Source organism: Billgrantia sp. Q4P2, from assembly GCF_052806135.1.
The window spans coordinates 258,369-281,560 of record NZ_JBRBAI010000001.1; the positions used below are offsets into that span (position 1 = coordinate 258,369).

At 65.5% G+C, this 23,192-nt stretch carries 22 protein-coding genes; 15 read left to right on the top strand and 7 right to left on the bottom strand.

Features of this window, described 5'->3' with window-relative positions; translation table 11 throughout:
* The first annotated feature begins 66 nt into the window (after positions 1 to 66).
* The 3 genes from ACUY1T_RS01230 (at position 67) to ACUY1T_RS01240 (ending at position 4,801) form a co-directional block, all read left to right on the top strand.
* Positions 67 to 1,227 (top strand): TAXI family TRAP transporter solute-binding subunit, encoded by a 1,161-nt coding sequence (locus ACUY1T_RS01230; RefSeq protein WP_446019902.1) that lies wholly within the window; start codon positions 67 to 69, stop codon positions 1,225 to 1,227.
* A gap of 64 nt (positions 1,228 to 1,291) precedes the next feature.
* Positions 1,292 to 3,316, top strand: coding sequence for a TRAP transporter permease (locus ACUY1T_RS01235; RefSeq protein ID WP_446019903.1), 2,025 nt, complete (start codon positions 1,292 to 1,294; stop codon positions 3,314 to 3,316).
* 57 nt (positions 3,317 to 3,373) lie between these two features.
* Positions 3,374 to 4,801, top strand: a complete 1,428-nt coding sequence (locus tag ACUY1T_RS01240) for an enoyl-CoA hydratase/isomerase family protein (RefSeq protein ID WP_446019904.1) — start codon at positions 3,374 to 3,376, stop codon at positions 4,799 to 4,801.
* A 27-nt stretch (positions 4,802 to 4,828) separates the two neighbouring features.
* On the opposite strand, the gene ACUY1T_RS01245 is transcribed toward ACUY1T_RS01240, so the two are convergent.
* Genes ACUY1T_RS01245 through ACUY1T_RS01260 form a run of 4 tightly spaced genes read right to left on the bottom strand, consistent with a single transcriptional unit; the run spans position 4,829 to position 9,430 of the window.
* Positions 4,829 to 6,217, bottom strand: a complete 1,389-nt coding sequence (locus ACUY1T_RS01245) for a hypothetical protein (RefSeq protein WP_446019905.1) — start codon at positions 6,215 to 6,217, stop codon at positions 4,829 to 4,831.
* Complete coding sequence (locus ACUY1T_RS01250) at positions 6,214 to 6,639, bottom strand: PaaI family thioesterase (protein ID WP_446019906.1); 426 nt, start codon at positions 6,637 to 6,639, stop codon at positions 6,214 to 6,216. The genes ACUY1T_RS01245 and ACUY1T_RS01250 overlap by 4 nt, the downstream gene beginning before the upstream one ends.
* Complete coding sequence (locus tag ACUY1T_RS01255; RefSeq protein WP_446019907.1) at positions 6,636 to 8,279, bottom strand: class I adenylate-forming enzyme family protein; 1,644 nt, start codon at positions 8,277 to 8,279, stop codon at positions 6,636 to 6,638. The genes ACUY1T_RS01250 and ACUY1T_RS01255 overlap by 4 nt, the downstream gene beginning before the upstream one ends.
* Positions 8,279 to 9,430: an acyl-CoA dehydrogenase family protein gene (locus ACUY1T_RS01260; RefSeq protein WP_446019908.1), complete on the bottom strand. Its 1,152-nt coding sequence runs from the start codon at positions 9,428 to 9,430 to the stop codon at positions 8,279 to 8,281. Before ACUY1T_RS01260 ends, ACUY1T_RS01255 begins: the two co-directional genes overlap by 1 nt.
* A gap of 202 nt (positions 9,431 to 9,632) precedes the next feature.
* On the opposite strand from ACUY1T_RS01260, the gene ACUY1T_RS01265 reads away from it, so the two are divergent.
* The 9 genes from ACUY1T_RS01265 to ACUY1T_RS01305 all read left to right on the top strand — a co-directional run bounded on the left by ACUY1T_RS01265 (position 9,633) and on the right by ACUY1T_RS01305 (position 18,047).
* The gene (locus ACUY1T_RS01265) at positions 9,633 to 11,156 is read left to right on the top strand and encodes a 3-hydroxyacyl-CoA dehydrogenase (protein ID WP_446019909.1); all 1,524 of its coding nucleotides are present in this window, start codon (positions 9,633 to 9,635) and stop codon (positions 11,154 to 11,156) included.
* Between the two features lie 19 nt (positions 11,157 to 11,175).
* Positions 11,176 to 12,384 (top strand): 3-oxoadipyl-CoA thiolase, encoded by a 1,209-nt coding sequence (locus tag ACUY1T_RS01270; protein WP_446019910.1) that lies wholly within the window; start codon positions 11,176 to 11,178, stop codon positions 12,382 to 12,384.
* 96 nt (positions 12,385 to 12,480) lie between these two features.
* The gene (locus tag ACUY1T_RS01275; protein WP_446019911.1) at positions 12,481 to 13,296 is read left to right on the top strand and encodes an IclR family transcriptional regulator; all 816 of its coding nucleotides are present in this window, start codon (positions 12,481 to 12,483) and stop codon (positions 13,294 to 13,296) included.
* A 97-nt stretch (positions 13,297 to 13,393) separates the two neighbouring features.
* Positions 13,394 to 14,515 carry an MlaE family ABC transporter permease gene (locus ACUY1T_RS01280; RefSeq protein WP_446019912.1) on the top strand — a complete coding sequence of 374 codons (1,122 nt, stop codon included), beginning with the start codon at positions 13,394 to 13,396 and terminating at the stop codon, positions 14,513 to 14,515.
* Positions 14,512 to 15,318 (top strand): ABC transporter ATP-binding protein, encoded by an 807-nt coding sequence (locus ACUY1T_RS01285; protein WP_446019913.1) that lies wholly within the window; start codon positions 14,512 to 14,514, stop codon positions 15,316 to 15,318. The genes ACUY1T_RS01280 and ACUY1T_RS01285 overlap by 4 nt, the downstream gene beginning before the upstream one ends.
* Complete coding sequence (locus ACUY1T_RS01290; RefSeq protein ID WP_446019914.1) at positions 15,318 to 16,256, top strand: MlaD family protein; 939 nt, start codon at positions 15,318 to 15,320, stop codon at positions 16,254 to 16,256. Before ACUY1T_RS01285 ends, ACUY1T_RS01290 begins: the two co-directional genes overlap by 1 nt.
* Positions 16,253 to 16,867 carry an ABC-type transport auxiliary lipoprotein family protein gene (locus ACUY1T_RS01295; protein ID WP_446019915.1) on the top strand — a complete coding sequence of 205 codons (615 nt, stop codon included), beginning with the start codon at positions 16,253 to 16,255 and terminating at the stop codon, positions 16,865 to 16,867. The genes ACUY1T_RS01290 and ACUY1T_RS01295 overlap by 4 nt, the downstream gene beginning before the upstream one ends.
* 121 nt (positions 16,868 to 16,988) lie before the next feature.
* Positions 16,989 to 17,678 carry a DNA-binding transcriptional regulator CsiR gene (gene csiR, locus ACUY1T_RS01300; RefSeq protein ID WP_446019916.1) on the top strand — a complete coding sequence of 230 codons (690 nt, stop codon included), beginning with the start codon at positions 16,989 to 16,991 and terminating at the stop codon, positions 17,676 to 17,678.
* Between the two features lie 147 nt (positions 17,679 to 17,825).
* Positions 17,826 to 18,047, top strand: coding sequence for a hypothetical protein (locus ACUY1T_RS01305; protein WP_446019917.1), 222 nt, complete (start codon positions 17,826 to 17,828; stop codon positions 18,045 to 18,047).
* 24 nt (positions 18,048 to 18,071) lie between these two features.
* Here the strand turns inward: ACUY1T_RS01305 and ACUY1T_RS01310 are convergent, their stop codons facing one another.
* Genes ACUY1T_RS01310 through ACUY1T_RS01320 form a run of 3 tightly spaced genes read right to left on the bottom strand, consistent with a single transcriptional unit; the run spans position 18,072 to position 20,466 of the window.
* Positions 18,072 to 19,001 (bottom strand): 5-oxoprolinase subunit C family protein, encoded by a 930-nt coding sequence (locus ACUY1T_RS01310; RefSeq protein ID WP_446020212.1) that lies wholly within the window; start codon positions 18,999 to 19,001, stop codon positions 18,072 to 18,074.
* Positions 19,002 to 19,006: 5 nt separating this feature from the next.
* Positions 19,007 to 19,714, bottom strand: coding sequence for a 5-oxoprolinase subunit PxpB (gene pxpB / locus ACUY1T_RS01315; RefSeq protein WP_446019918.1), 708 nt, complete (start codon positions 19,712 to 19,714; stop codon positions 19,007 to 19,009).
* Complete coding sequence (locus ACUY1T_RS01320; protein ID WP_446019919.1) at positions 19,714 to 20,466, bottom strand: 5-oxoprolinase subunit PxpA; 753 nt, start codon at positions 20,464 to 20,466, stop codon at positions 19,714 to 19,716. Before ACUY1T_RS01320 ends, pxpB begins: the two co-directional genes overlap by 1 nt.
* Positions 20,467 to 20,683: 217 nt before the next feature.
* Here ACUY1T_RS01320 and ACUY1T_RS01325 point away from each other — a divergent pair, with 217 nt between their 5' ends.
* Genes ACUY1T_RS01325 through ACUY1T_RS01335 form a run of 3 tightly spaced genes read left to right on the top strand, consistent with a single transcriptional unit; the run spans position 20,684 to position 23,128 of the window.
* A complete protein-coding gene (locus ACUY1T_RS01325) occupies positions 20,684 to 21,121 on the top strand; it encodes a VOC family protein (RefSeq protein ID WP_446019920.1) in 438 nt (145 codons plus the stop codon).
* 11 nt (positions 21,122 to 21,132) lie between these two features.
* A complete protein-coding gene (locus tag ACUY1T_RS01330) occupies positions 21,133 to 22,110 on the top strand; it encodes a LysR family transcriptional regulator (RefSeq protein WP_446019921.1) in 978 nt (325 codons plus the stop codon).
* Positions 22,111 to 22,144: 34 nt separating this feature from the next.
* Positions 22,145 to 23,128, top strand: a complete 984-nt coding sequence (locus ACUY1T_RS01335) for a TRAP transporter substrate-binding protein (protein WP_446019922.1) — start codon at positions 22,145 to 22,147, stop codon at positions 23,126 to 23,128.
* The last annotated feature ends 64 nt before the right edge of the window (positions 23,129 to 23,192 follow it).

Sequence of the window (23,192 nt, forward strand, 5' to 3'; positions counted from 1 at the left end):
CGAGTTCAGTTTCGGAATCAAATACCGCATAGCAAAACAACAATCACTTTTTACAGGAGTTGCTCCATGCGCCAGCTGTCTCGCTCCCTCATTGTTGCCGCTGTTCCTTTCACTTTGATCTCCATCGGCACGGCCCAGGCTGCCGAAGTCGAACTGCCGCGTACCATGGCCTGGACCGCCTACGGCACCAATTCCAGCGGCTACGCCCAGGCCGTGGCCATCGGCAACATGCTGCAGAATCACTACGGCACCTCGGTGCGCATCCTGCCCGGCGACAACGATGTCTCGCGCATGACGCCGCTCAAGCAGGGACGCGTCGATCTGTGCGCCTGCGGCATCGCCAGCTACTACGGTGCCGAGGGAGTAATGATGTTTGCCGATCGCGACTGGGGACCCCAGCCCATCCGCGTGATTACCACCTCCACTGCCTCCTTCGGCCTGTCGCTGGCGGTGGCCGGCGACCTCGACGTCGAGACCCCGGCCGACCTGGCCGGCAAGCGCATCGCCTACATCCGCGGTGACGACGCCTTGAACAAGGGCACCGAAGCCTACCTGGCCTTCGGCGGTTTGACCTGGGACGACGTCGAGCGCGTCGACTATCCCGGCTATGCGCGTTCGTTCGACGGCATCATCGCCGGCGATGTCGACGCCTCCTTCACTACCACCGTGACCCCACCCGCACAGCAGCTCGCCAGCAGCCCCCGCGGCATCAGCTGGCCGGTGCTCGACCCCGACGATGCCGAGGGCTGGGAGCGCATGCTGGCGGTGGCGCCCTACTTCCAACCGCATGAAGTCACCGCCGGGGCGGGCAACGTCAGCGCCGACAACCCCGTGCCCAGCGCCAGCTACCCTTACCCGATCGTGGTGGCCAACCAGGATCTCGACGACAAGGTGGCCTACGGCCTGATCAAGGCGCTGCAGGAGAACTACGACGACTACAAGGACGCCGCACCGGGCGCCGTGGGCTACGCCTTCGAGTACCAGGATCTGACCTGGGTGCTGCCCTTCCATGACGCCGTGGTCGAGTACTACGAGGAGATCGGTGAATGGACCGACGACATACAGGCCCACCAGGACGAGTTGATCGAGCGCCAGGAACTGCTGCTCGAGACATGGGACGGCTTCCTTGCCGACGCACCTGACGACGAGGATGAGTTCCGCGAAGCCTGGATGCAGGCGCGTGCCGCGGCCCTTCGCAATGCCGGCTTCGACCCGATCTTCGAGTGATCACTCGACGAATGTCTGACTTCGGGGCGGCACTGCCGCCCTTTTTCGCCTCACGGATGCTGCCATGACCACCGCCAGTTCCCCACCCGACACTTCGCAGCAGGTAAAGGAAAAGGTTTTCCACGTTCGCCAGCTCCCACAGGCGTTGCGCTGGATACCCGGCACGGTGACGGTCGTGCTGATGGCGATGACGCTGGACTACCTGTTCAACCTGGGCTGGCTGCGTTTCGTGACCGGGCTGGAAACGCAGTTCTACTATGCCGTGGTGGCTCTGCTGCTGCCGCTGGTCTATCTGCTGTGGCCGGTCGTGCCATCGCTGCAGCATCGCCCGGTACCGTGGTATGACTATGCGCTGAGCCTCATGACGCTGATCGTCGGCGGCTACTTCGTCTACCACGCCGAATCGATTCTCGAACGCGGCTGGGCCTTCGCCGCCCCCGACACCGCCATCTTGGCCAGCTACGCCTGGTGGCTGCTGATCGTCGAGGCGGCCCGGCGTGCCGGCGGCTGGCCCATCGCAGTAATCGTGGCCACCTTCTCGCTCTACCCGCTAGTGGCGGACATCGTTCCCGGGCCGATCCAGGCGTTTCCCTCCACCCTGGAGGAGACTGCCATGTACCACACCATGAGTACCGAGAGCATCATGGGCGTGCCGCTCCAGGCGTTCGCCGGATTGGTCATCGGCTTCCTGGTCTTCGGCGTGGTGCTGCAGAAGAGCGGCGGCGGCAAGTTCTTCATCGACCTGGCCTTCGCCCTGCTGGGCCACGTGCGCGGCGGGCCCGCCAAGGTCTCGATCTTCTCCAGCGGGCTGATGGGTTCGATGAGCGGCAGCGTAATCAGCAATGTGCTCACCACTGGCGTACTGTCGATTCCCGCCATGCGCCGCATCGGCATGGGCCGTTCGTTCGCCGGCGGCGTCGAGGCCTGCGCCTCCACCGGCGGAGTGCTGATGCCGCCAGTGATGGGCGCCACCGCCTTCGTCATGGCGATGTTCCTCGACGTGCCCTACGCCGCCGTAGCGCTGGCCGCGATCATTCCCTCGATCCTCTATTTCCTCGGTCTGTTCATCCAGATCGACGCCTACGCGGCTCGCCACGATATCAAGGGCCTGCCCGCCGAGGAGTTGCCTTCCCTGTGGCAGACCCTCAAGCAGGGCTGGTACTTCATCTTCGTCTTCGCCCTGCTGGTGTGGATGCTGCTGGTCATGCAGCGCGAGGCCGTGGCCCCCTTCTATGCCACCGCCCTGCTGCTGGTCCTCAACCAGTTCTCGCGCCGTAACCGCTGGGGGCTGGGCGAGCTGGGCGAGTCGCTGTCCTCTGCCGCCAAGCTGTTCGCCGAGCTGATCGCGATTCTGGCCGGCGTCGGCATGCTGGTCGGTGCCTTGTCGATGACCGGTCTCTCCGGCACCATCGCCAACGACTTCATCCATATCGCCGGGGGTAGCGTGCCGTTGCTGTTGATCATGGGCGCACTGACCAGCTTCGTGCTCGGCATCGGCATGACCGTCACCGCCGCCTATATCTTCCTTGCCGTGGCACTGGCGCCCGCGCTGATCCAGGGCGGCGGGCTCGATCCCATGGCGGTGCACATGTTCATCCTCTACTGGGGCATGCTCAGCTTCATCACGCCTCCCGTCGCACTGGGCGCCTTCGCCGCCGCCACCGTGGCTGGCGCACGCCCCATGGCCACCGGGTTGCAGGCCATGCGCCTGGGCAGCGTGATCTACTTCATTCCGTTCCTGTTCGTGCTCAACCCGGCGCTGATCATGCAGGGCGAGCCGCTGCAGATCGGCCTGGTATTCGTCCAGGCGCTGGTGGGCATCGTGCTGTTCGCCTCCGCCATGCAGGGTTACCTGATCGGCGTGGGTCGGCTGGGCATCGGCGCTCTGCATGAAATCCCGGCCCGCGGCCTGGTGCTGGTGGCCGGCTTGCTGTTCGCCCTGCCCGGTGGCGGCATGGTACCACTCAGCCAGATCGAACTGCTGGGTAGTGCGATGGCCGCCCTGCTGCCTGCCGTGCTCCTGGCGCGCTGGAGTCAGCGCCACGCGGGACCGCATACGGCGAAGATGGCGCCTCCCGTCGATTCATGAGGTAGCGTACATGTACCATCCATTCGAACCGAAGCCTGACACAGGGAGCCATACCGCATGACGTCCCCCGTCGCCTACCAGCGTCATGACGATATCGGCGTGATCGTCATCGACAACCCACCGGTCAACGCCTTGGGACAGGCCGTGCGGCAGGGCCTTGTAGAAGCCGTCACCCAGGGCAACGAAGATCCCCAGGCACGCGTCCTGGTGCTGGTCGCCCGCGGCCGCACCTTCATCGCCGGCGCCGATATCCGTGAGTTCGGCAAGCCGCCCCAGGCGCCGATTCTGCCCGAGGTGATCGCCTTTCTCGAAGCCAGCGCCAAGCCCATCGTCGCTGCCCTGCACGGCACGGCGCTCGGTGGCGGGCTCGAGGTCGCGTTGTGCTGCCAGCTGCGCGTGGCATTGCGCGGCACCAAGGTCGGCCTGCCCGAGGTCAAGCTGGGGCTGCTGCCCGGCGCCGGCGGCACCCAACGCCTGCCGCGTCTCGCCGGCATCGAGGCGGCGCTGGACCTGATCACCAGCGGGCGTTTCGCCGATGCCGACGAAGCCTTGGCGCTGGGTATCGTCGATGCCGTGCTCGATGTCGACGACCCGCTCGAGGCCGGGCTGGCAGCGGCACGCGACGTGCTCGACGGCAGGCGAACGCCGCGCGTCACCGGTGAACTCCCGCCCCCCGCGGCCGCCCCCGAGGCGATCGCGCGCTACCGCGCCAAGCTGGAAGCCGAAGTACCCCAACTCTTCTCGCCCTTCCGTTGCATCGAGGCGATCGCCACCAGCGGCGAAGGAAGTCTCGCCGAGGGCCTGCGCCGCGAACGCGAGCTGTTCCTCGAGTGCATGGAGTCGCCCCAGCGCGCCGGGCTGATCCACGCCTTCTTCGCCGCCCGTGCTCCGCACAAGGTGCCCGATGCCGGAGAGGCTCCCACCCTCACACGACTCGCCCTGCTCGGCGAGCATCCGCTGTTCGCACATCTACAGAGCAAAGCCGAGCGGGCCAACATTGAATTCACCGCTCGTTCAGACGACAACACCCAGGCCTGCCTGGTCGCCGCCGGAGTCGACGCGACCTGTCCGCCCCACTGCTTGCGCATCGCCCTGCTTTCCGTGGAAACGGCGGCCGATCTCGAAAGCATCGACGCCGATCTGGCATTGGTCGTATCGGCCGAGGGCGGCATGGCGGAGCTGGTCGCTCTACGCGCCGACGCCAACCAGCAGCAGGCCGCGGCCAACGCGTTGAAGTCGCTGCGTCAGGCAGTCGTGGTGAGCCGTCAGGGCAGCTTGCTGGCCACCCTGGCAAATGCCGCGCACGACGACGATGCCAACCCACATGCCGCCATGGAGGCGGCCAGCCTGGTGCTGGCCGAGCGCGGCTGGGCCTATCGCGCCAGCGACATCGACCTGCTCGCCATCGAGGCGCTCGGCTACCCGCGCCACCTGGGCGGCCCGCATCGCCAGGCCACCTTGGCCATGGATGGCAAGCACCGCTGAAGTCACTCACTGGCGTAGAGCTCACCGTCACCAGGGTGCGAACAGGAACCAGCCGGCCAGCAGCGGGATACAGGCCAGCAGGAAGCGGGCGTTCCAGCGATAGCCGATACGGGTCGAGGCAACGCCGGTGAAGCGCGACAGGATCAACATCGAGGCCGTCATCGGCGAGGACATCAACGCCAGCGCCCAACCCACCATCAGCGAGGCACCGACAAGCGCCGGCGATAGCCCCTCGATGGGCAGTGTCGGCAACAAGCCGACGAGCAGCGTCACGGTGACGATCGGGTTGATCCCGACCTGGGCCAGCCCCACCACCAGCAGCATCGCCAACACGGCGTTGGCCGCTCCCAGCGGCTCCACGATCGCCATGAGTGGACCGAGGCTGGAGATCGGTACCAACGCCACACATAGATGCCCGAGATAGCCTGCAGCACCGAGCACCACCACCTCGTTGGCGCTTGGTGCCAACAGCCACGGCAACTGTCGATGCAGGCTGACGAGCGCCGCCGGCACGCCAAGCATGCCGAGGTGGCGCCGCTGCCAGGCCAGCCAGCTGATCGCGCCGAGCGGCGCTCCCATCAGGGCAGCGATGGGTAGTCGAAGCTGCAGCGCCCAGGCCAGCAGGAATACCAGCGAAACGATGCCCAGCAGCAGCAGGCAAAACAGGCCGAGCGGCACCAGGGAAGGCGTCGGCAACGTCGCCTTGCGATTGGCGGGATGCGGGCCGGTAAGGTGATCGATGCCCCATCCCACCAGGAAGATGACAAGCGCCGCGCCGATCACATAGGGAGCAAGATCGAGCCAGCGCAGCTCGGGCAGGTTGGAGAGCACCACCGCCACGCCAATGCCCATGGGAGAGATCAGCGGTGCCAGCGAGAAGCCGCGCAGCAGGGCCAGCATCATCCGCCGCTGGCGTGCCCGCTGTACCCAGGCGCGCCCTTGCGCTGCCGCCAGGGTATTGCTCTTCTCGATCATTCCGGCAAACAGGTTGAGCACGCCGATGTTGAGGATGATGCCGAACAGGGCGGAGCCGAGGGAAAGGATCGGATAGCGCCGCCCCGGCGGCTGCAGCAGCATGGCCCGGCCGCAGCGACGCACCAGCCGCGAGCGATAGGCCGGTAGGCGCAGCAGGCTCAATGCCACCATGAAGGTGGCGAAGAAGGCGAAACGGCCGGCCGCTTCGAACAGCAAACGGCCGGGAGCCTCGACGCGCCACAGCGCGACCAGCGTGAACACGACGGCCACAATGAGAAGGCCGCGAGCCATGGGCGTCAGCCTGCCGCGCAACGAGACCAGGTAGACCGCCAGCGCCAGCACGCCGACACCCTGCAGGACGGTGCTAGCGGTGACGAGGTGGCCCAAGGTGGCCAACGTGACCAGCGCCAGCAGGCCGGCGCGTTGCCGCGCCGCTGTCACTCGGCGACGCCCTCCGGCGATTCGCTGCCACCGCGCCGACGAAACGCGCCTTCGGCCATGGCCAGCAGCTCTCCCCCGGCGCCTACGACCTCGCCGCTGGCCATGTAGACCTTGCGCCCGCCGCCGCGCAGCCTGCCGGTGGCACGCAGCAGGCCTGGACCGGCAGGCCCGACGAAGGTGGTCGTTAGCGACAGGGTCATGCCGCGGCGCACCCGTCCGGGAAGCTCGCAGTAGAGTCCGGCGAGACTCAGAGCGCTGTCGAGCATCGAAGTGAGCACCCCGCCGTGCACGATGCCACTGCGGTTGAGGTGACGCTCATCGGCCACCAGCTCGACCACAGCAACCCCTTCCGACCACTCCACCACCCGCATACCGAGCAGCTCGTGGTAGCCCATCAAGGGTGATTGGCTGGATTCACTCATGCCGTCCCCTCGCGGTTGGCCAGCTCACGCAGGCGTCCCTTGAGGATCTTGCCGCTGGCGGTGGCCGGCAGCGCATCCATCAATACCAGTTGCGTCGGTCGCTTGTACGGAGCCAGGCGTTCGGCGATGAAATCGCGCAGCTCCGCATCGCTGACAGTGGCACCGGGTTCGCACTGGATGAAGGCAACGACCTCCTCGTTGCCGGCCACCTGTCGGCCCACGACTGCCGAGAGGGTGACGTCCGGATGCTCGTTGATTACCGCCTCCACGTCCGGCGGATAGATGTTGAAGCCGGAGCGAATGATCAACTCCTTGCTGCGTCCGACGATATAGAGCTGCCCGTCCTCGTCGAAGCGGGCGATGTCACCGGTATTGAGCCAGCCCTCCTCGGTGAGGCTGGCGCGGGTGGCGGCCGGCTGGCGGAAGTAGCCCTTCATCACGTTGGGGCCCCGCACCCACAGCTCGCCGGCACCTGCATGGTCCGGTTCGTCCTCGCCGGCCTCGCCCAGCGGTTCGAGGCGATACTCCAGCAGCGGCAGTATGCCCCCCACGGTATTGCTGTCGAAACGATCGTCGAGGCGGGTCTGGCTGATGGTCGGGCTCGCCTCGGTGAGACCGTAGCCATTGTGCAGGGTGAGGCCGAACAGCGCCTCGACACGCCGCTTGAGATCGCCGTCGAGCGGCGAGCCGCCGGCAGAGATATAGCGCAGTTCGGGTGCAATGAGGGTGCGTCCCTCACGGCGCAGAAACTCCAGCGTGCGCGCAAACATGGCCGGCACGCCCTGCAGCACGGTAATGCGCTCCCGTTCCAATGCTGTCAGCATGGTGGCAGCATCGAAGCGCGGCACGGTGTAGAGGCAGGCGCCGTTGTAGAGCGATCCCATGCACACCGACGACAGGCCGAAGACGTGGGACATGGGCAGCACGCCGTAGACCCGCTCGCCCGCGCAAAGGTGGCGCATGCCGCCCGAAAGAGTGGCGATATACAGAATGCCCCGATGGGTCAGCATCACCCCCTTGGGCGTGCCGGTGGTTCCCGAGGTGTAGATCAGCGCCGCGACCTGATCGGCGCCGCCGGCCGCGACTGGCTCGGCCTCGACCTCGGCCAGTGGCGAAAGCCTCAACCGGCCCAGGCTGGGGTGGTCGTAAGCATCCGCGCCATGCCGCTCGCCGTGGATCTCCGCCTCCGGCGATGCCGCGCTGGTATAGAACACCCGGCGCGGCTGGCAGTTGTCACGAATGGCATCGATCTCCTGAGCCGTGAGGCGTGAATTGACGATGGCCACCCACACATCGCGTTCGCTCGCCGCCAGCAGCAGCACGACCAGCGCCCGGCAGTTTTCGCTCACCGTCATGAGACGATCGCCGGGGCCTATCCCCAGCGTATCGAGCCACTCGGCGGCGGCGCGGATCTCGCGTCCCAGCTCGGCATAACACCAGCGCACCTCGCCGTCGACCAGCGCCGGCTGGCCGGCCAGGCGCTCGGCGTTCTCCAGCACGCGGGTACTCAAGCGCTCCGGCAGCTCGGCCACCAAGTCGCTTGCCAGGCGGCCGAAGATCTCCTCGTCCGGCGCCCGGCGGGTCACTGACGGAGCCTTCAGCTCAGTGCCAAGCGCCTTTGGCTCACTGCCAAGAGCCATCAGCTCACCTCCCGCACCATGTTGCGTGCAATCACCACCTGCTGAATCTGGGTGGTGCCCTCGTAGATACGGAACAGGCGTACATCGCGATAGAAGCGCTCCACCGCATACTCGGCCATGTAGCCGGCCCCCCCATGGACCTGCACCGCGCGATCGGCCACCCGCCCCACCATCTCGGCGCAGAACAGCTTGCAGCACGACGCCAGCGTGGAGACGTTCTCGCCGGCGTCCTTGCGCCGCGCGGCGTCGAGCACCATGCAGCGGCCAGCGTAGGCCTCGGTCTTGCTGTCGGCGAGCATCGCCTGAACCAGCTGGTGCTCGGCCAGCGGCACGCCGAACTGCTTGCGTTCGATGGCGTAGTTGAGCGACTCCTCGACCAGACGCTCGGCCACACCCACGCACACTGCCGAGATATGCAGGCGGCCACGGTCGAGCACCTTCATGGCGGTCTTGAAGCCCTGCCCCTCGCGGCCGCCGATGATGTTCTCGGCCGGCACCCGGCAGTCCTCGAAGATGATGTCGCAGGTGTGCGCGCCCTTCTGTCCCATCTTGTTGTCGGCGGGACCGCGCTTGAGCCCCGGCGTGTCGCCCTCGACGATGAAGGCGGTGATGCCGCCGGCCCCCTTGTTGCTCGGGTCGGTGCGCGCCATCACGGTAAAGACGTCGGCCTCGGGGCCGTTGGTGATGAAGCGCTTGGTGCCGTTGAGCACGTAGTGGTCGCCATCGCGCACCGCGGTGGTCCGCAGGCTGGCGGCATCGGAGCCGGAGTCGGGCTCGGTGAGGCAGAAGGCGCTGAGCAGCTCACCTGTCGCCAGGCGAGGCACGTACTTGGCCTTCTGCTCCGGGGTACCATCGATCAAGATGCCTTGGGCGCCGATGCCGTTGTTGGTGCCGAAGACAGAGCGAAAGGCCGGCGAGGTCTTGCCGAGCTCCATCGCCACCAAGGCCTCCTCTTCCATGGTCAACCCCAGGCCGCCGAACTCCTCTGGAATCGACAAGCCGAACAGGCCTATTTCCTTCATCTCTCCAAGCAGCTCCCGGGGTACCTCATCCTCTTCCGCCAGCCGCGCCTCGTTGGGGATCAGGCGCTCGCGTACGAAGCGGGAAATGGTGTCGATGAGCTGATCGAGCAGTTCGGGATCGCGAATCATGGCATGTCCTCACGAAGGCAGCGGCTGACCCGGAAGTAGCGGGCCCTTGAAATGTCGGGTCTCATCTGTTTTGTTTCGCATAGCAGAATCAAAGACCGCACTTTATTGTCAGGCACTGTTGCATAGCCTAGGATGTCTAGTCAATATACGGAATCGTATTTCGCCTAGCGAAACAAAAATGCCTTTTGAGAGGATTCACATCATGCCGAACGGCACTCCGCTCGCCCCTTTCCAGACACTGGGCATCGTCGGTACCGGCGCCATGGGGCGCGGTATCGCCCAGATCGCCGCCCAGGCCGGGTTAAGCGTCTATCTTCACGACCTGTGCGAAGGCGCCGTCGACGAGGCGCGCGACTTCATCGTCGGCATGTGGTCCCGGGGCGTAGAGAAGAAGCGCTTGAGCGAGGCCGATGCCGAGCGCTATCGGGCCAGCCTCAAGGAAGCCGTCAGTCTTGCCGATCTCGCCGGGTGCGACATCGTCGTCGAGGCCATCGTCGAAAAGCTCGAGGCCAAGCAGTCACTCTTCACCGAACTCGAAGAAATGCTCGACGAGCAGGCGGTGCTGGCCACCAATACCTCGTCGCTGTCGGTCACTGCCATTGCTTCGGCCTGCCGCCGTCCCGAGCGGGTCATCGGCTTCCACTTCTTCAACCCGGTCCCGCTGATGAAGATCGTCGAAGTGATCCCGGGGCTGCGAACCGATCCGGAGGTGGCCGAGCGGGTGGAGGCACTGGGCCAGGCCATGGGACACTTCACCGCCCGCGCGACCGATACGCCAGGCTTTCTCGTCAACCATGCCGGGCGCGCCTTCGGCACCGAGGCACTGCGCATCCTTGGCGAGAGCGTGACCGACCATGTCACCATCGATCGCATCCTGGTCGACCAGGGCGGCTTTCGCATGGGGCCGTTCGCCCTGCTCGACCTCACCGGGCTCGACGTTTCCCATGCGGTGATGGAGTCGATCTACCACCAGTACTACGAGGAACCGCGTTTCCGTCCCTCGCCGTTGACACGTCAGCGGCTGATCGCCGGCCTGCTCGGGCGCAAGAGCGGCGAAGGCTTCTACCGCTACGTGGAGGGCAAGCCGCAGCTACCTGATGAACCGCCTCTGCCCCAGGCCGAGCCGCGACCGGTATGGATCGGCGCCGAGGACGGCGATGCCAGACAGCAGCTCAGCGACCTCGTGCACAGTGCCGGCTGGCCGCTGGAGAGCAGCGCGGCGCCCTCGGCCGAGGCCCTCTGCCTGCTCGCCCCGCTGGGCGAGGACGCCACCGGCTGCGCCCTGCGCCTGGGCCTGCCGGCCGAGCGCTGCGTGGCCGTCGACATGCTGGCCGGTCTCGACAAGCGTCGCAGCCTGATGACCACCCCGGCGACCCGCAGCGAGATTCGTGATGCCGCCACGGCCCTGTTCGGCCACGACGGCACACCGGTCAGCGTGATCAACGACAGCAACGGCTTCGTTCTGCAACGCGTGGTGGCCTGCATCGTCAACGTCGGCTGCGAGATCGCCCAGCAGAGCGTGGCCGAGCCGCAGACCATCGACCGTGCCGTGGAGCTGGGGCTCGGCTACCCCCGCGGCCCGCTGGCCATGGGCGACCATTACGACAGCCGCCGAATACTCGCCATTCTCGACAACCTGCTGGTCGCCACCGGTGACCCGCGCTACCGCGCCAGCCCCTGGCTGCGCCGTCGCGCCAGCCTCGGCCTGCCGCTGACCGCGGCTTGATGCCCTCAAGGAGCTTTCCATGCAAGACGCTTATATCTACGACGGCCTGCGTACTCCCTTCGGCCGCCACGGCGGCAGCCTGGCCACGGTGCGTCCCGACGACCTGCTAGGCCACTTGCTCAAGGCGCTGGTCGAGCGCAACGGCTTTGCCGCCGAGGCCTATGAAGAGGTATTGGCCGGCTGTACCAATCAGGCCGGCGAGGATTCGCGCAACGTCGCCCGTCATGCCGGGTTGCTGGCAGGGCTGCCCGTCGAAGTCGCGGCGCAAACGGTCAACCGGCTGTGCGGCAGCGGACTCGCCGCGGTGGTCGATGCCGCCCGTGCCACGCGCCTCGGCGAGGGCGAGCTGTTCCTGGCCGGTGGCGTGGAGTCGATGTCCCGCGCGCCCTACGTGCTGGGCAAGGCCGAGTCGCCTTTCGCCCGCAATCAGCCGCTGTACGACACCGTGATCGGCTCGCGCTTCCCCAACCCTTGGATCGCCCGTGAGTACGGCAGTCACAGCATGCCGGAGACCGCCGACAACGTGGCCCACGACCTCGGCATCGGCCGCGATGCCAGCGACGCCTTCGCCGCCCGTTCCCAGGCGCGCTACGCCGAGGCGCTGGCCCGCGGTTTCTACGACGACGAGCTGCTCGCCGTCGAGGTGCCCCAAGGGCGCAAGCAGCCGCCGCTGGTCGTGAATCGCGACGAGCATCCGCGCCCAGGCACCGATGCCGACAAGCTGGCCCGGCTCGGCCCGTTGTTCGAAGGGGGCGTGGTTACCGCGGGCAACGCCTCCGGACTCAACGATGGCGCCGCGGCGATGATCGTCGGTAGCCTTGCGGCCGGCGAGCGCGCCGGTACCGCCCCGCGGGCACGCATCGTCGCCAGCGCCGTGGCCGGCGTGCCGCCCCGCGTGATGGGCCTGGGGCCTGTGCCGGCCAGCCGTAAGGTGCTGGAGCGTGCCGGCCTGACTCTCGAGCAGATGGATGTCATCGAGATCAACGAGGCCTTTGCCGTTCAGGTGCTGGGGTGCGTCAAGCAATTGGGCATTGCCCCCGAGGACGAGCGCCTCAACGCCAACGGCGGCGCCATCGCCATCGGCCACCCGCTCGGTGCTTCCGGCGCGCGACTGGCCCTGACCGCGCTGCGCCAGCTCGAGGCCAAGGGCGGCCGCTATGCGCTGGTCACCATGTGCATCGGCGTCGGCCAGGGCATCGCCTGCATCCTCGAACGCCTGGACGCCTAGCCGGCCTCGTTGCCCCCGAGCCAGCGCCGCCAACGGACCCGCCCCGGGGCGTTATGCAATACTGCCCCGCAACGCTTTGCCATAGGGAATCCATCGATGAACAAGCCTGCCCCCCTGGAAGATGAGCCGGACACTCCGGCCAAGGATCGCAACTTCGTCACCGCCCTCGCCCGTGGGCTCGAACTGCTGCGCGCCTTCGGCACCGGCGAGGAATACTTGGGCAATGCCGAACTCTCCAACCGCACCGGCATTCCGCGCCCTACGGTGTCACGCCTGACCTACACGCTGACCCAGCTCGGCTACCTGCGCCACAATACCCGGCTGGAGAAGTACCGCCTGGGCCCGGGCATCCTGGCGCTGGGCTATCGCTTCCTGGCCAGCCAGGGCATTCGCGAGATCGCCCGCCCTTTCATGCAGCAGTTTGCCGAAGCCACCGACTGCAACGTCAGCCTGGGAGCGGCCGACAAGAACGACATCATGTACATCGAGAGCTGCCATGGCAGCGGCCCGCTGATCGTGCGGCTCGACGTAGGCTCGCGGCTACCGATGGCGACCACGGCGATCGGCCGTGCCTGGCTCTGCGGCCTTCCCGAGGTTCGCCGCGAGGCGGTTCTGGCGGAACTCGCCAAGGCACATGGGAGCGATTGGCCCGCTCTCGAAAAGGGCATCCGGCGCAGCCAGGAAGATTATGCCCGCTACGGCTTCTGCCTTTCCGAGGGCGACTGGCAGTCGCAGATCAGCGCCGTCGCCACGCCACTCATCCTCGAGGATGGCGCCGAGGTCATGGCCATCAACTGCGGTGGTGCCGCCCACCGACTCGGTCATTCGATCATGGTCGACAACCTGGGCCCACGGCTCAAGGAAGTGGCGAGGCGCATCCTCGCCGAATTGCAGCACGGCAGTAGCAGGTAGGCCACGACCGAGGCTCCCGCTTGCTGTCGCCTAACGGCGTATGACGATATAGTGATGGCGAGATGCCCCATTTTCAGGGAGAGATGGACCACTCGCCATGCCCGACACCGCTTCGCGTCCCGGCATGCTGGAGCAGGATGCCCATCGTCTGAGAGCCGTTGGCGACTGGACGCTGCCGCACTATGCCAGGCTGCGGGAAGCCGTGGCCAAGATACACGAGGCCGACTCGGTCGACCTGCAGCAGCTCGGTGAACTGGATACTTCCGGCGCCGCCCTGCTGGTCGACCTGCTAGGCCCCGACACCGTACGTGACATCGCCCAGTGGGCGCCCAACCTGCCACCCGAACGGCAGGCGCTGCTCAAGGCAGTCGCCAATGCCACTCGCACCCCTACGTTTGCCCCACCAGCGCCTCGCAACAACCCACTGTCGGCCCTGGCAGGGCTTGGGCAGGTCGTCGAACTGCTTGCTCGCCAGCAGCTCAAGCTCATGGCCTTCATCGGCCTCACGCTCAGCACACTGCTGGCCACGCTGGTCATGCCCTGGCGCTGGCGGGTCACCTCGCTGGTGGCGCACGTCCAGCAGGCCGGGCTCAACGCCATTCCCATCGTCGCCCTGCTCACCTTCCTCGTCGGTGCAGTGGTGGCCTTCCTCGGCGCCACGGTTCTGCGCGATTTCGGCGCTACCATCTATACCGTCAACCTGGTGGCTTACGCCTTCCTGCGCGAGTTCGGGGTACTGCTGGCAGCGATCCTGCTGGCAGGCCGCACCGCCAGCGCCTTCACCGCCCAGATCGGCTCGATGAAGGCCAACGAGGAGCTCGACGCACTACGCGCGCAGGGGCTCGACCCCATCGAAATGCTGGTGCTGCCCCGGGTGCTGGCAATGATGATCAGCCTGCCGATCCTGGCCTTGATCGGCATGCTCAGTGGTATACTGGGAGGGGCACTGGTGTGCGCCCTCGCACTCGACATATCCCCCACCCAGTTTCTCAACATCCTGCAGCGCGACATCCCGCTAGGGCACTTCCTGGTAGGTATCGGCAAGGCGCCGCTATTCGCCTTCGTCATTGCCGTGATCGGCTGCCTGGAAGGCTTCAAGGCCGGCGCCAGCGCCCAATCGGTCGGGGAGCACACTACCTCGAGCGTGGTGCAGTCGATCTTCATGGTGATCCTGCTCGATGCGCTGGCGGCGCTGTTCTTCATGGAGATGGGCTGGTGAATCAGTCGGGCGATGTCATCGTCGAGATACGCGGCCTGGTCAACCGCTTCGGCCGCCATGTGGTGCACGACGGCCTGGACCTGGACATCCGGCGTGGCGAGATCCTCGGCGTGGTGGGAGGCTCAGGCACCGGCAAGTCGGTGTTGCTACGCAGCATCGTCGGCCTCAAGCGACCCGACGGCGGCACCGTCCGCGTCTTCGGCGAAGACTTGCAGCGCTTGTCTCCCGCACGGCGTGCCAGGGTGGAGCGACGCTTCGGCGTGTTGTTTCAACGTGGTGCCCTGTTCTCCTCGCTCAACCTGCAGGAGAATGTCGCCCTGCCGCTGATCGAGCATGCCGGCCTGTCGCGTGCCGACGCCGAGCGCCTGGCTCGGGTCAAGCTGGCACTGGTAGGGCTACCGCCCGATTCCGCCCGGCTAAATCCGTCGGAGCTCTCCGGCGGCATGGTAAAGCGCGCCGCACTCGCCCGCGCCCTGGCCCTCGACCCCGAGGTGCTGTTTCTCGACGAGCCCACCGCCGGCCTCGACCCGATCGGCGCTGCTGCCTTCGACCGGCTGCTCATCACCCTGCGCGACGCCCTCGGCTTCAGCGTCTTCCTGGTCACTCACGATCTCGATACGCTGTACTCGGGCTGTGACCGGGTTGCCGTCATCGCCGACAAGCGAGTCCTGGTGGCCGATTCGCTGTCCATGGTAGAAGCCACCGACGACCCCTGGATACACGCCTATTTTCACGGCCCCAGGGGACGGGCTGCCAACCAGGCGGCACAACGACATTCGTCACCACAAGAGGGGAGAAGCTGATGGAGACCCGCGCGCACCACGTCGTGATCGGTCTTTTCGTCGTACTGGCGGCCGTCGGCGGAGCCCTGTTCGCCCTCTGGCTCAACCAGAGCACCCGCGACCAGGCCTATACCCATTATGAGGTTCTCTTCAACCACGGCGTCAGCGGTCTGTCGGAAGGCAACGCCGTGGAGTACAGCGGCGTTCGGGTCGGCGACGTGGTCAGCCTGCGCCTCGACCCCGCCGATCCTCGCAACGTCCTGGCGCTCATTCGCGTGGAGAGCCAGGTGCCGATCCGTCAGGACACCCGAGCGCGCCTGGCCCTGGCCAATATCACCGGCAGTATGTCCATCCAGCTGCACGGAGGTGCCCCTGATAGCCCGCTCCTGGTCACCCGTGGCGACCGGCCGGCCCGTATCACCGCCGACCAGTCGCCGCTGAGCGCCATGCTCAGCGACAGCGAGGAATTGCTGGGCAATGTCAATCGCGTGCTGTCGCGGCTAGAGGAGGTGCTTTCGGAAGAGAACGTGCACAACGTCGAACGGATACTGGCCAACCTGGAGCGCACCACGGCCCAGTTGGCCAGCCTCGGCGACGCACCCGGACGCCTGGTCGAGCGCCTGAATGACGTGTCCCAGGAGGCTGCCCGTGCACTTACCGAAATCCGCGGCCTGGCCAACCGCACCAGCGGCATGATGCAGGGCCATGCGGAAGGCATGCTGGTGGACGCCCACCAGGTCACCGCCAGCCTGGCACGTACCGCCCAGAGCCTGGAATCACTGCTGGAAGACAACCAGGGCGCCCTGGAGAGCGGCCTGCGTGGCGTGCAGGGATTGGGGCCGGCGACACTGGAACTGCGCAACACGCTCTCTTCACTGAACCGCCTGATGCGTCGCCTGGAGGAAAACCCGCGTGCCTTCCTACTGGGGCGCGATCATATCGAGGAGTTCAGCCCGTGACGTACCGCCTGTCCCTGCCTGCGGTAGTGGCAATCAGCCTGTCACTGGCCAGTTGCAGCCTGGTGCCTGAACGTACCCCGGTCGCCCTGTATGAACTCCCTGCCCGCAGCCTCGAGCCCGCCCCCCAAGCGGATGAGCGAATCGAAACAACCCTGCGCCTGGCAACACCGCGCGCCAGTGGCCTGCTCGATGGCTCGAGAATCCTCGTCGTCCCGTTGCCCCATCAGCCTCAGGTCTACGAGGGAGTCCGTTGGGCCGACAGCATGCCGCAGCTGATGCGCAACCGTCTGCTCGACGCCTTCCAGGACGATGGCCGTATCACGCACCTGGTGCATGACGACACCTCGATGTCGGCCGACCTGGAACTGCTCAGCGACCTCCGCACCTTTCACAGCGAATATCGCGACGGCCTGCCCGTGGCAACGCTACGCCTCGACGTCAGACTGATCGACACCCGCTCGCAGCGAGTCCTCGTCAGCCAGCGCTTCGTCCAGCAACAGCGGGTGGAGAGCGAAGCCATCCCTGAAGTGGTCGATGCCTTCGGCACGGCGGCGGACAGGCTGGCACGCGAACTGGTCGACTGGACAGTAGCGCAGATAGGCCAACGCTGACCTCTTTTTGCCAAGCCAAACGGCCCGCAGCGAATATAGACAGTTGATATGAATGTCGAGAGGTTACCAGCTACGGTAGCGATTGGTTATCATGCTCGACAAAAGCAAGGGAACAACGACAATGACGATGGATACGCCACGCCAGAATCTTGGTATCAGCGCCTACAGCTGGCTCAAGCACGATATCATTCGCGGTGTGTTCCAGCCTGGTGAGAAGCTGTTGATGAGCCGGCTCAAGGAGCGCTACGAGCTGGGTATCGGCCCACTGCGTGAAGCCCTCTCCCAGCTCGTTGCCGAGCGCCTGGTCGTGGCCATCAGCCAGCGTGGCTATCGGGTCGCCCCCATGTCGCTGGCCGAGCTCCGCGACCTCTACGATGCACGAGCCCAGCTCGAGGGGCTGATGCTCAAGCTGGCCATCGAGCGCGGCGACGACGGCTGGGAAGCCGACATCCTGGCCAAGGCGCACACCCTGTCAAAGGTCATGGAAGTGAACTCCCCCGATGAGCTGCTGGATGTCTGGGATGCTCGGCACAAGGCCTTTCATACGGCGATCGTGAGCGGCTGCCGCTCCCCTCACCTGTTGCAGGTGCGCGACAGCCTGTTCGACCAGGTCGAGCGCTACCGCCACCTGTGGCTGCGCGAAACGGTATTTTCCGAGGAGGCCCTGGAGCGCAAGCGCCAGGAGCACGCGGCGCTGGTCGAGGTGATACTCGAACGTCAGGCCACGCGAGCCGCCGACATGATGCGCGAACACCTGATGACCCCGGTGCCCATCATCACCGAAGTCATGACCCGCCGCGGCCTGGCCTGAAGCGCACGACCTGGCGGCCCTGCCTTCCGTCACCATCCTGTCATGCACGGCCCCCAGAATGGGAGATGACAGGCCGAACGCAACGGCTTATGTTGAGAGTAAACCAGAAGAGCCGGCCCGGTTGACGCAGGGCCAAGGGAGGGTGACATGCCACATCTGCTGCGGTTTTCCCGCGATATCGAATCCCGCCTCGAGAGACTTGCTCAGCGTACCGGCAAGAGCAAGGGGGAGTTGATCGAGAGCTGCCTTGCCGTCGGCATGCACGACCTGGAAGCCCAATTCCTGCTGGAAGAGGCCGTAAGCTCTCCCCTGCCAAGCAACCGGCCCACCCTCGACCAGCTGCTGCGCGAGAGCGGGCTGGGCGCCTGATCGACCGTTACGGCGGCATCGCTTTCAGCGGAACTCGTCCAGGCAGCGTCGGTGGCTCGCCAGCGCTCGCTCACGAGACGTCGCTACCAGACTCACTTCTTCGCCGGGCAGGCATTGGGCCAGGCGAGCGACTGACAGCGGAGTCAGCGCCCCCAGGCGTGGGTAGCCACCAATGGTCTGGCGATCGTTGAGCAGCACGATGGGCTGTCCGTCCGGGGGCACCTGCACTGCCCCGAGCGGGATCCCTTCGGAGATCATGCTGCCCAGCCGGCTGTGCAACTCGGGCCCGCATAGCCTGACGCCCATGCGGTCGGCACGGGTGTCGATGCGCCACGTCGCATTAAAGGCACGGTAGAGGCTCGCGCCGGTGAAATGGCCGATCTGCGAGCCGGGTACCAGCGCCAGTCGACTATCGGTGAGCGTAACGCTCCTGGCCGGATCGAACGGTAGGCGACGCCCCTTCGCCTCCTGTCGGACCCACTCCAGCCGATCCCCGCTACCCAACGCCCTGCCATCACCATGCAGCCCACCCAACTGCTCCCGGGGCGTGGCGCTGCAGCTGCCCAGCACTTCAGGTACATCGAACCCGCCTGGCACGGCCAGATAGGCGCGCAGGCCTTGGCGCGGCTGGCGGAAAGTCAGCCGCTGGCCGCCAGCGATGCGAAAGGTCGCGCCCGGTGCAATCGGCCGGTCATCGAGCTGAGCATCGAGGTCCGCGCCCATCAGCGCCAAGGTGGTCTCCTGCTCCGCTTCCAGCGTCAGGCCGCCGCCGATCACGATTTCCAGCGCCGCGGCATCCAGCGCATTGCCAAGCAGCCAGTTGGCCCAGTAGAAGGAGATCCAGTCAGCGGCACCGCCCTGGGTCACGCCTAGATGGCGTACGCCGAAACGGCCGCCATCCACGACGAGCGCCAGGGGGCCTGCCTGTACGACGCGCAGGGCATGACGTGCCATGTGGCTCATGGAGCAGCCTCCAGCGGCGCGGTATCGCCGCCCTGCCGCTCGAACTCGTCACGGGTAATCGCCGCAAAGCGAACCCGATCCCCCGGCAGCAGCAGCGGTTCGCCGCGACATGCATGCTCGAACAGCGGCAGCGCGGTTCGTCCCAGAATGTTCCAGCCACCCGGCGATTGCAGCGGATAGATGGCAGTCTGCCGATCAGCGATGCCTACGCTACCGGCCATTACCCGGCGACGCGGTGTCTTCAACCGGGGCGTGGCCAACGCCTCTTCCACCAGCCCCATGAAGCTATAGCCGGGAGCAAAGCCGAGGGCGAAGACATGGTAGTCACGGCTGCAGTGGCGCCGCACGACCTCGTCGATGGTAAGACCAGCCCGTTCGGCCACGCGCGCAAGCTCGGGGCCGACGCTGGGGTCATACCAGACCGGAATCTCATGACGGCGGCCAAGCCCGGCATTGGCCGGCTCGAGCCGTTCAAGGACGCGTTCGATACGCTGCAGCGCCTCTTCATGCGCCAGGCACAGGCAATCGTAGTGCAGCATCAGCGTGGTATAGGAAGGTACCAGATCGATCAGCGACTGCCCAAAGGCCTCTCGCAAGGCTCGGTCGGCGGCGAGTATCCAGGGCATGTTCTCTTCATCGATGCTGTCGAACAGGCGCACCATGAACACGTCCATGGCGGTCAGTTCGATACGTGGCCGTATCATCACGCCGTCTTCAATAGTTGGAAGGCCTCGCGAATGGCCCGCACTGCCGCCACCGATTCGGGGTTGTCGCCATGCACGCAGAGCGTGTCACAGGGTAGGTGCAGAAGCGTTCCGTCGGCGGCCTCGAGCGGCTCACCACGAGCCAGGCTCACCGCCTGAGCAACGATGGTTGCCTGATCATGGTGCACCGCTCCCGGCAGGCGGCGGGATACGAGATGGCCCTTGCCGTCGTAGGCCCGGTCGGCAAAGGTCTCGAACCAGATGGCGATCCCCATCTCCTCCGCCAGGCGCCGGCTCGGCTCGGGGTCGGCCGTGGCCATCAACATCAGCGGCAGGTTCGGATCGTAGCTGCGCACCGCCCGCATCACGGCACGCAACAGCTCGGGGTCGCGCGCCATGTCGTTGTACAGCGCGCCATGCGGCTTGACATAGCTGACGGTGGTACCTTCCGCCTGGCAGATACCGGCGAGTGCCCCAATCTGATAGAGCACCAGATCCTCGACCTCCTCGGCGGAGCAAGCCATGGAGCGACGTCCGAATCCCATCAGGTCGGGATAGGCCGGATGCGCCCCTACTCTCACGCCATGCTCCGCCGCAAGCCGTACCGTGCGGCGCATCACATGAGGATCCGAGGCATGGAAACCGCAGGCGATATTGGCACAATCGACATGGGGCATGACTTCACTGTCGAGCCCCAGCGAGTAGTTGCCGAAGCTTTCGCCCATGTCGCAGTTGAGCAGGGGAACGGCCATGACGACTCCTGTGTCAGCGGTGTCAAACGACTATTCTTGTAGCGCATTCAACTATATGAAGCGCTCTTTTCCATTACCAATCGTTTTTCACGATACTCAATATCGGCATCTCCTATCATATTGTTATTCGGTGGAAAAATGGTTGACGAGTCCTCTCTTGAGGATTATCAATGAAATAAAGCGAGACCCTATAACGCCAACAACAGGAGTCCCCCTCATGGCGGTAAAAGATCCTTTTCACCTGGCCATCCAGGTGCACGATATCGAAGCGGCGCGTCGCTTCTACGGCGACTTCCTCGGCTGCCCCGAAGGGCGCTCATCGGAGAGCTGGGTGGATTTCAACCTCTTCGGGCATCAGTTCGTCTGCCATCTCAACCCGGCCCTGAAGGACAATCCGGTTTCCAGCCACAAGAACCCCGTGGATGGTCATGGCGTGCCGGTACCGCATTTCGGTGTGGTACTGGAAATGGATGCCTGGGAAAGCCTGGCCCAGAAGCTGCGCGATCACGGCGTGGAGTTCGAGATCGAGCCCTACATCCGCTTCAAGGGCGAAGCCGGCGAACAGGCCACCATGTTCTTCTACGATCCTTCCGGTAATGCCTTGGAGTTCAAGGCATTCAAGAACCGCGAAGAACAGCTGTTCAAGAAAGCTTGAGCAGGTCCACCATGCTCGATTTCAAAGAGTTGGAGGCCTTCGTCTGGGCAGTCAGGCTGGGCTCCTTCTGCAAAGCGGCGGAGCGCTTGCACCTGACCCAGCCAACGATCTCCGAGCGTATCCTGCGTCTCGAGACGACAGTCGGCGAAACACTGCTGGAGCGCTCGGCCAGGCCCATCCAGCCCACCATGCGCGGCCGCGAATTCTTCGTGCATGCCGAAGGACTGTTGCGACAGCGCGATGAGGCCCTGAGGCTGTTCGACGACAAGGAGACATTCTCCGCCCCCCTGCGTCTGGGCGCCATCGAGACTATCGCCCATAGCTGGCTGCCCGATTTCATGCGCTGTCTGACCCAGCGCTATCCACAGCTCACTCTCGAGCTGAGCGTCGACTACTCGCCGGCGCTTAATCGGCGACTGGCGAAGAACGACCTCGACATCCTGCTGGCCATGAATGGCTATCTCGACCCCGAGCGTATCGACCGAGTCCCGTTGAGCCCCTACGAAATGGGCATGTTCGTCTCGCCGGATCATGTCGAGATGCTGGCCAGCTGCGGTGAAGAGTGGCTGACCCGCTTGCCCTTCATCTCCTTTGGCAAGAAGGCCAGGCCCTACGAGGAGCTGCTGGCCTACCTGGCCATGCAGGGAGTGGAATCGCCGCGCATCCATAGCGTGAGCACCTTGATGACCATCGTGCGCATGACCATGGAAGGGCTCGGCATCGGCGCCCTGCCCATAGCCACCGTGCTCGACGAATGGCGCTGCGGCAAGCTGTACCGCATCGAGCTGCCGCTGCCGCTGCCTGAGATGCACTACGACGTGATCTGGCGCAGCGCCAATCACCCGCGCTTCTGTCGCAGCGTCGGGCAACTGGCACAGCAGTGCGCCCAGCGCTACGCCCAGTCGCGTATCGAGGTCATGGCGCACAGCGATTTTTCCGGCCGTTGGGTGCGGCCAAGACGTCCCATCACACACCCACTGGCAACATGAAGGCAACCTGGTAGATCCAACAAGAGAGAAAACCATGAACAAGTTCCTGTCCCACTCCTTGCTGCTGGCGACCGCCTGCAGCCTTTCCGCCGCGGCCAGTGCCGCCGAATGGACCATGGCAACGCCCTATGGCGATGCCAGCTTTCATACCAAGAACGTCAAGCAGTTCGCCGAGGATGTGGCGGAAGCCACCGGTGGCGAACTAACCATCAACGTTCACAGCGGCGGCTCGCTGGTGGCTCATGGCGAGATCAAGTCCTCGGTACGTCGCGGCACCATCGAGGCCGGCGAGGTCTTTCTCTCGACCCTTTCCAACGAGGACCCGATCTTCGAGGTCGACACCCTGCCGGGCGTGGCCGGCAGCTACGATGAGGCCTACCAGCTGTGGCAGACCACCAAGCCGCTCATCACCGAACTGTTTGCCAACCAGGGCATGATGCCGCTTTACGCCGTCGCCTGGCCGGCCCAGGGCATCTACACCGATTTCGAACTCGACGACCCCGAACGCTTCGAAGGCCTTCGCGTACGTGCACCGAACATCAATACCCAGCGCTACGTCGACTATCTCGGCGGCAGCCCCACCGAAACCGAGGAGTCGGATATCCCCACCGCCTTCAGTACCGGCCGGGTGGACGCCATGATCACCTCCAGTTCCACCGGTAACTCGATGACCGCCTGGGACTACGTCTCCCACTACACCGACGCCAACCTGTGGCTGCCGAAGAACATCGTCTTCATCAACCAACGCGCCTTCGATCGCCTCGACGAAGCGACGCAGGAAGCCTTGCTGGAAGCGGCGGCACGGGCCGAGGAGCGCGGCTGGCAGATGAGCCGTGACGACAACCAGGCCAGCCTCGAGGCATTGCAGGCCAACGGCATTACCGTTTCCACGCCCAATGAAGAGGTCGCAGCAGCCCTCCAGGCCGCCGGCGACCGCCTGTTTTCCGCCTGGCAAGAACGTGCCGACGAGCAGGCCCAACAGGTGCTCGAAGAGTATCAGCAGCAGCGCGGCAACTGAGCGCGCCACCTTGTCATGACGACGTGGCAGGCAACTGCCACGTCTCTCAGTTCGCCACGAGGCT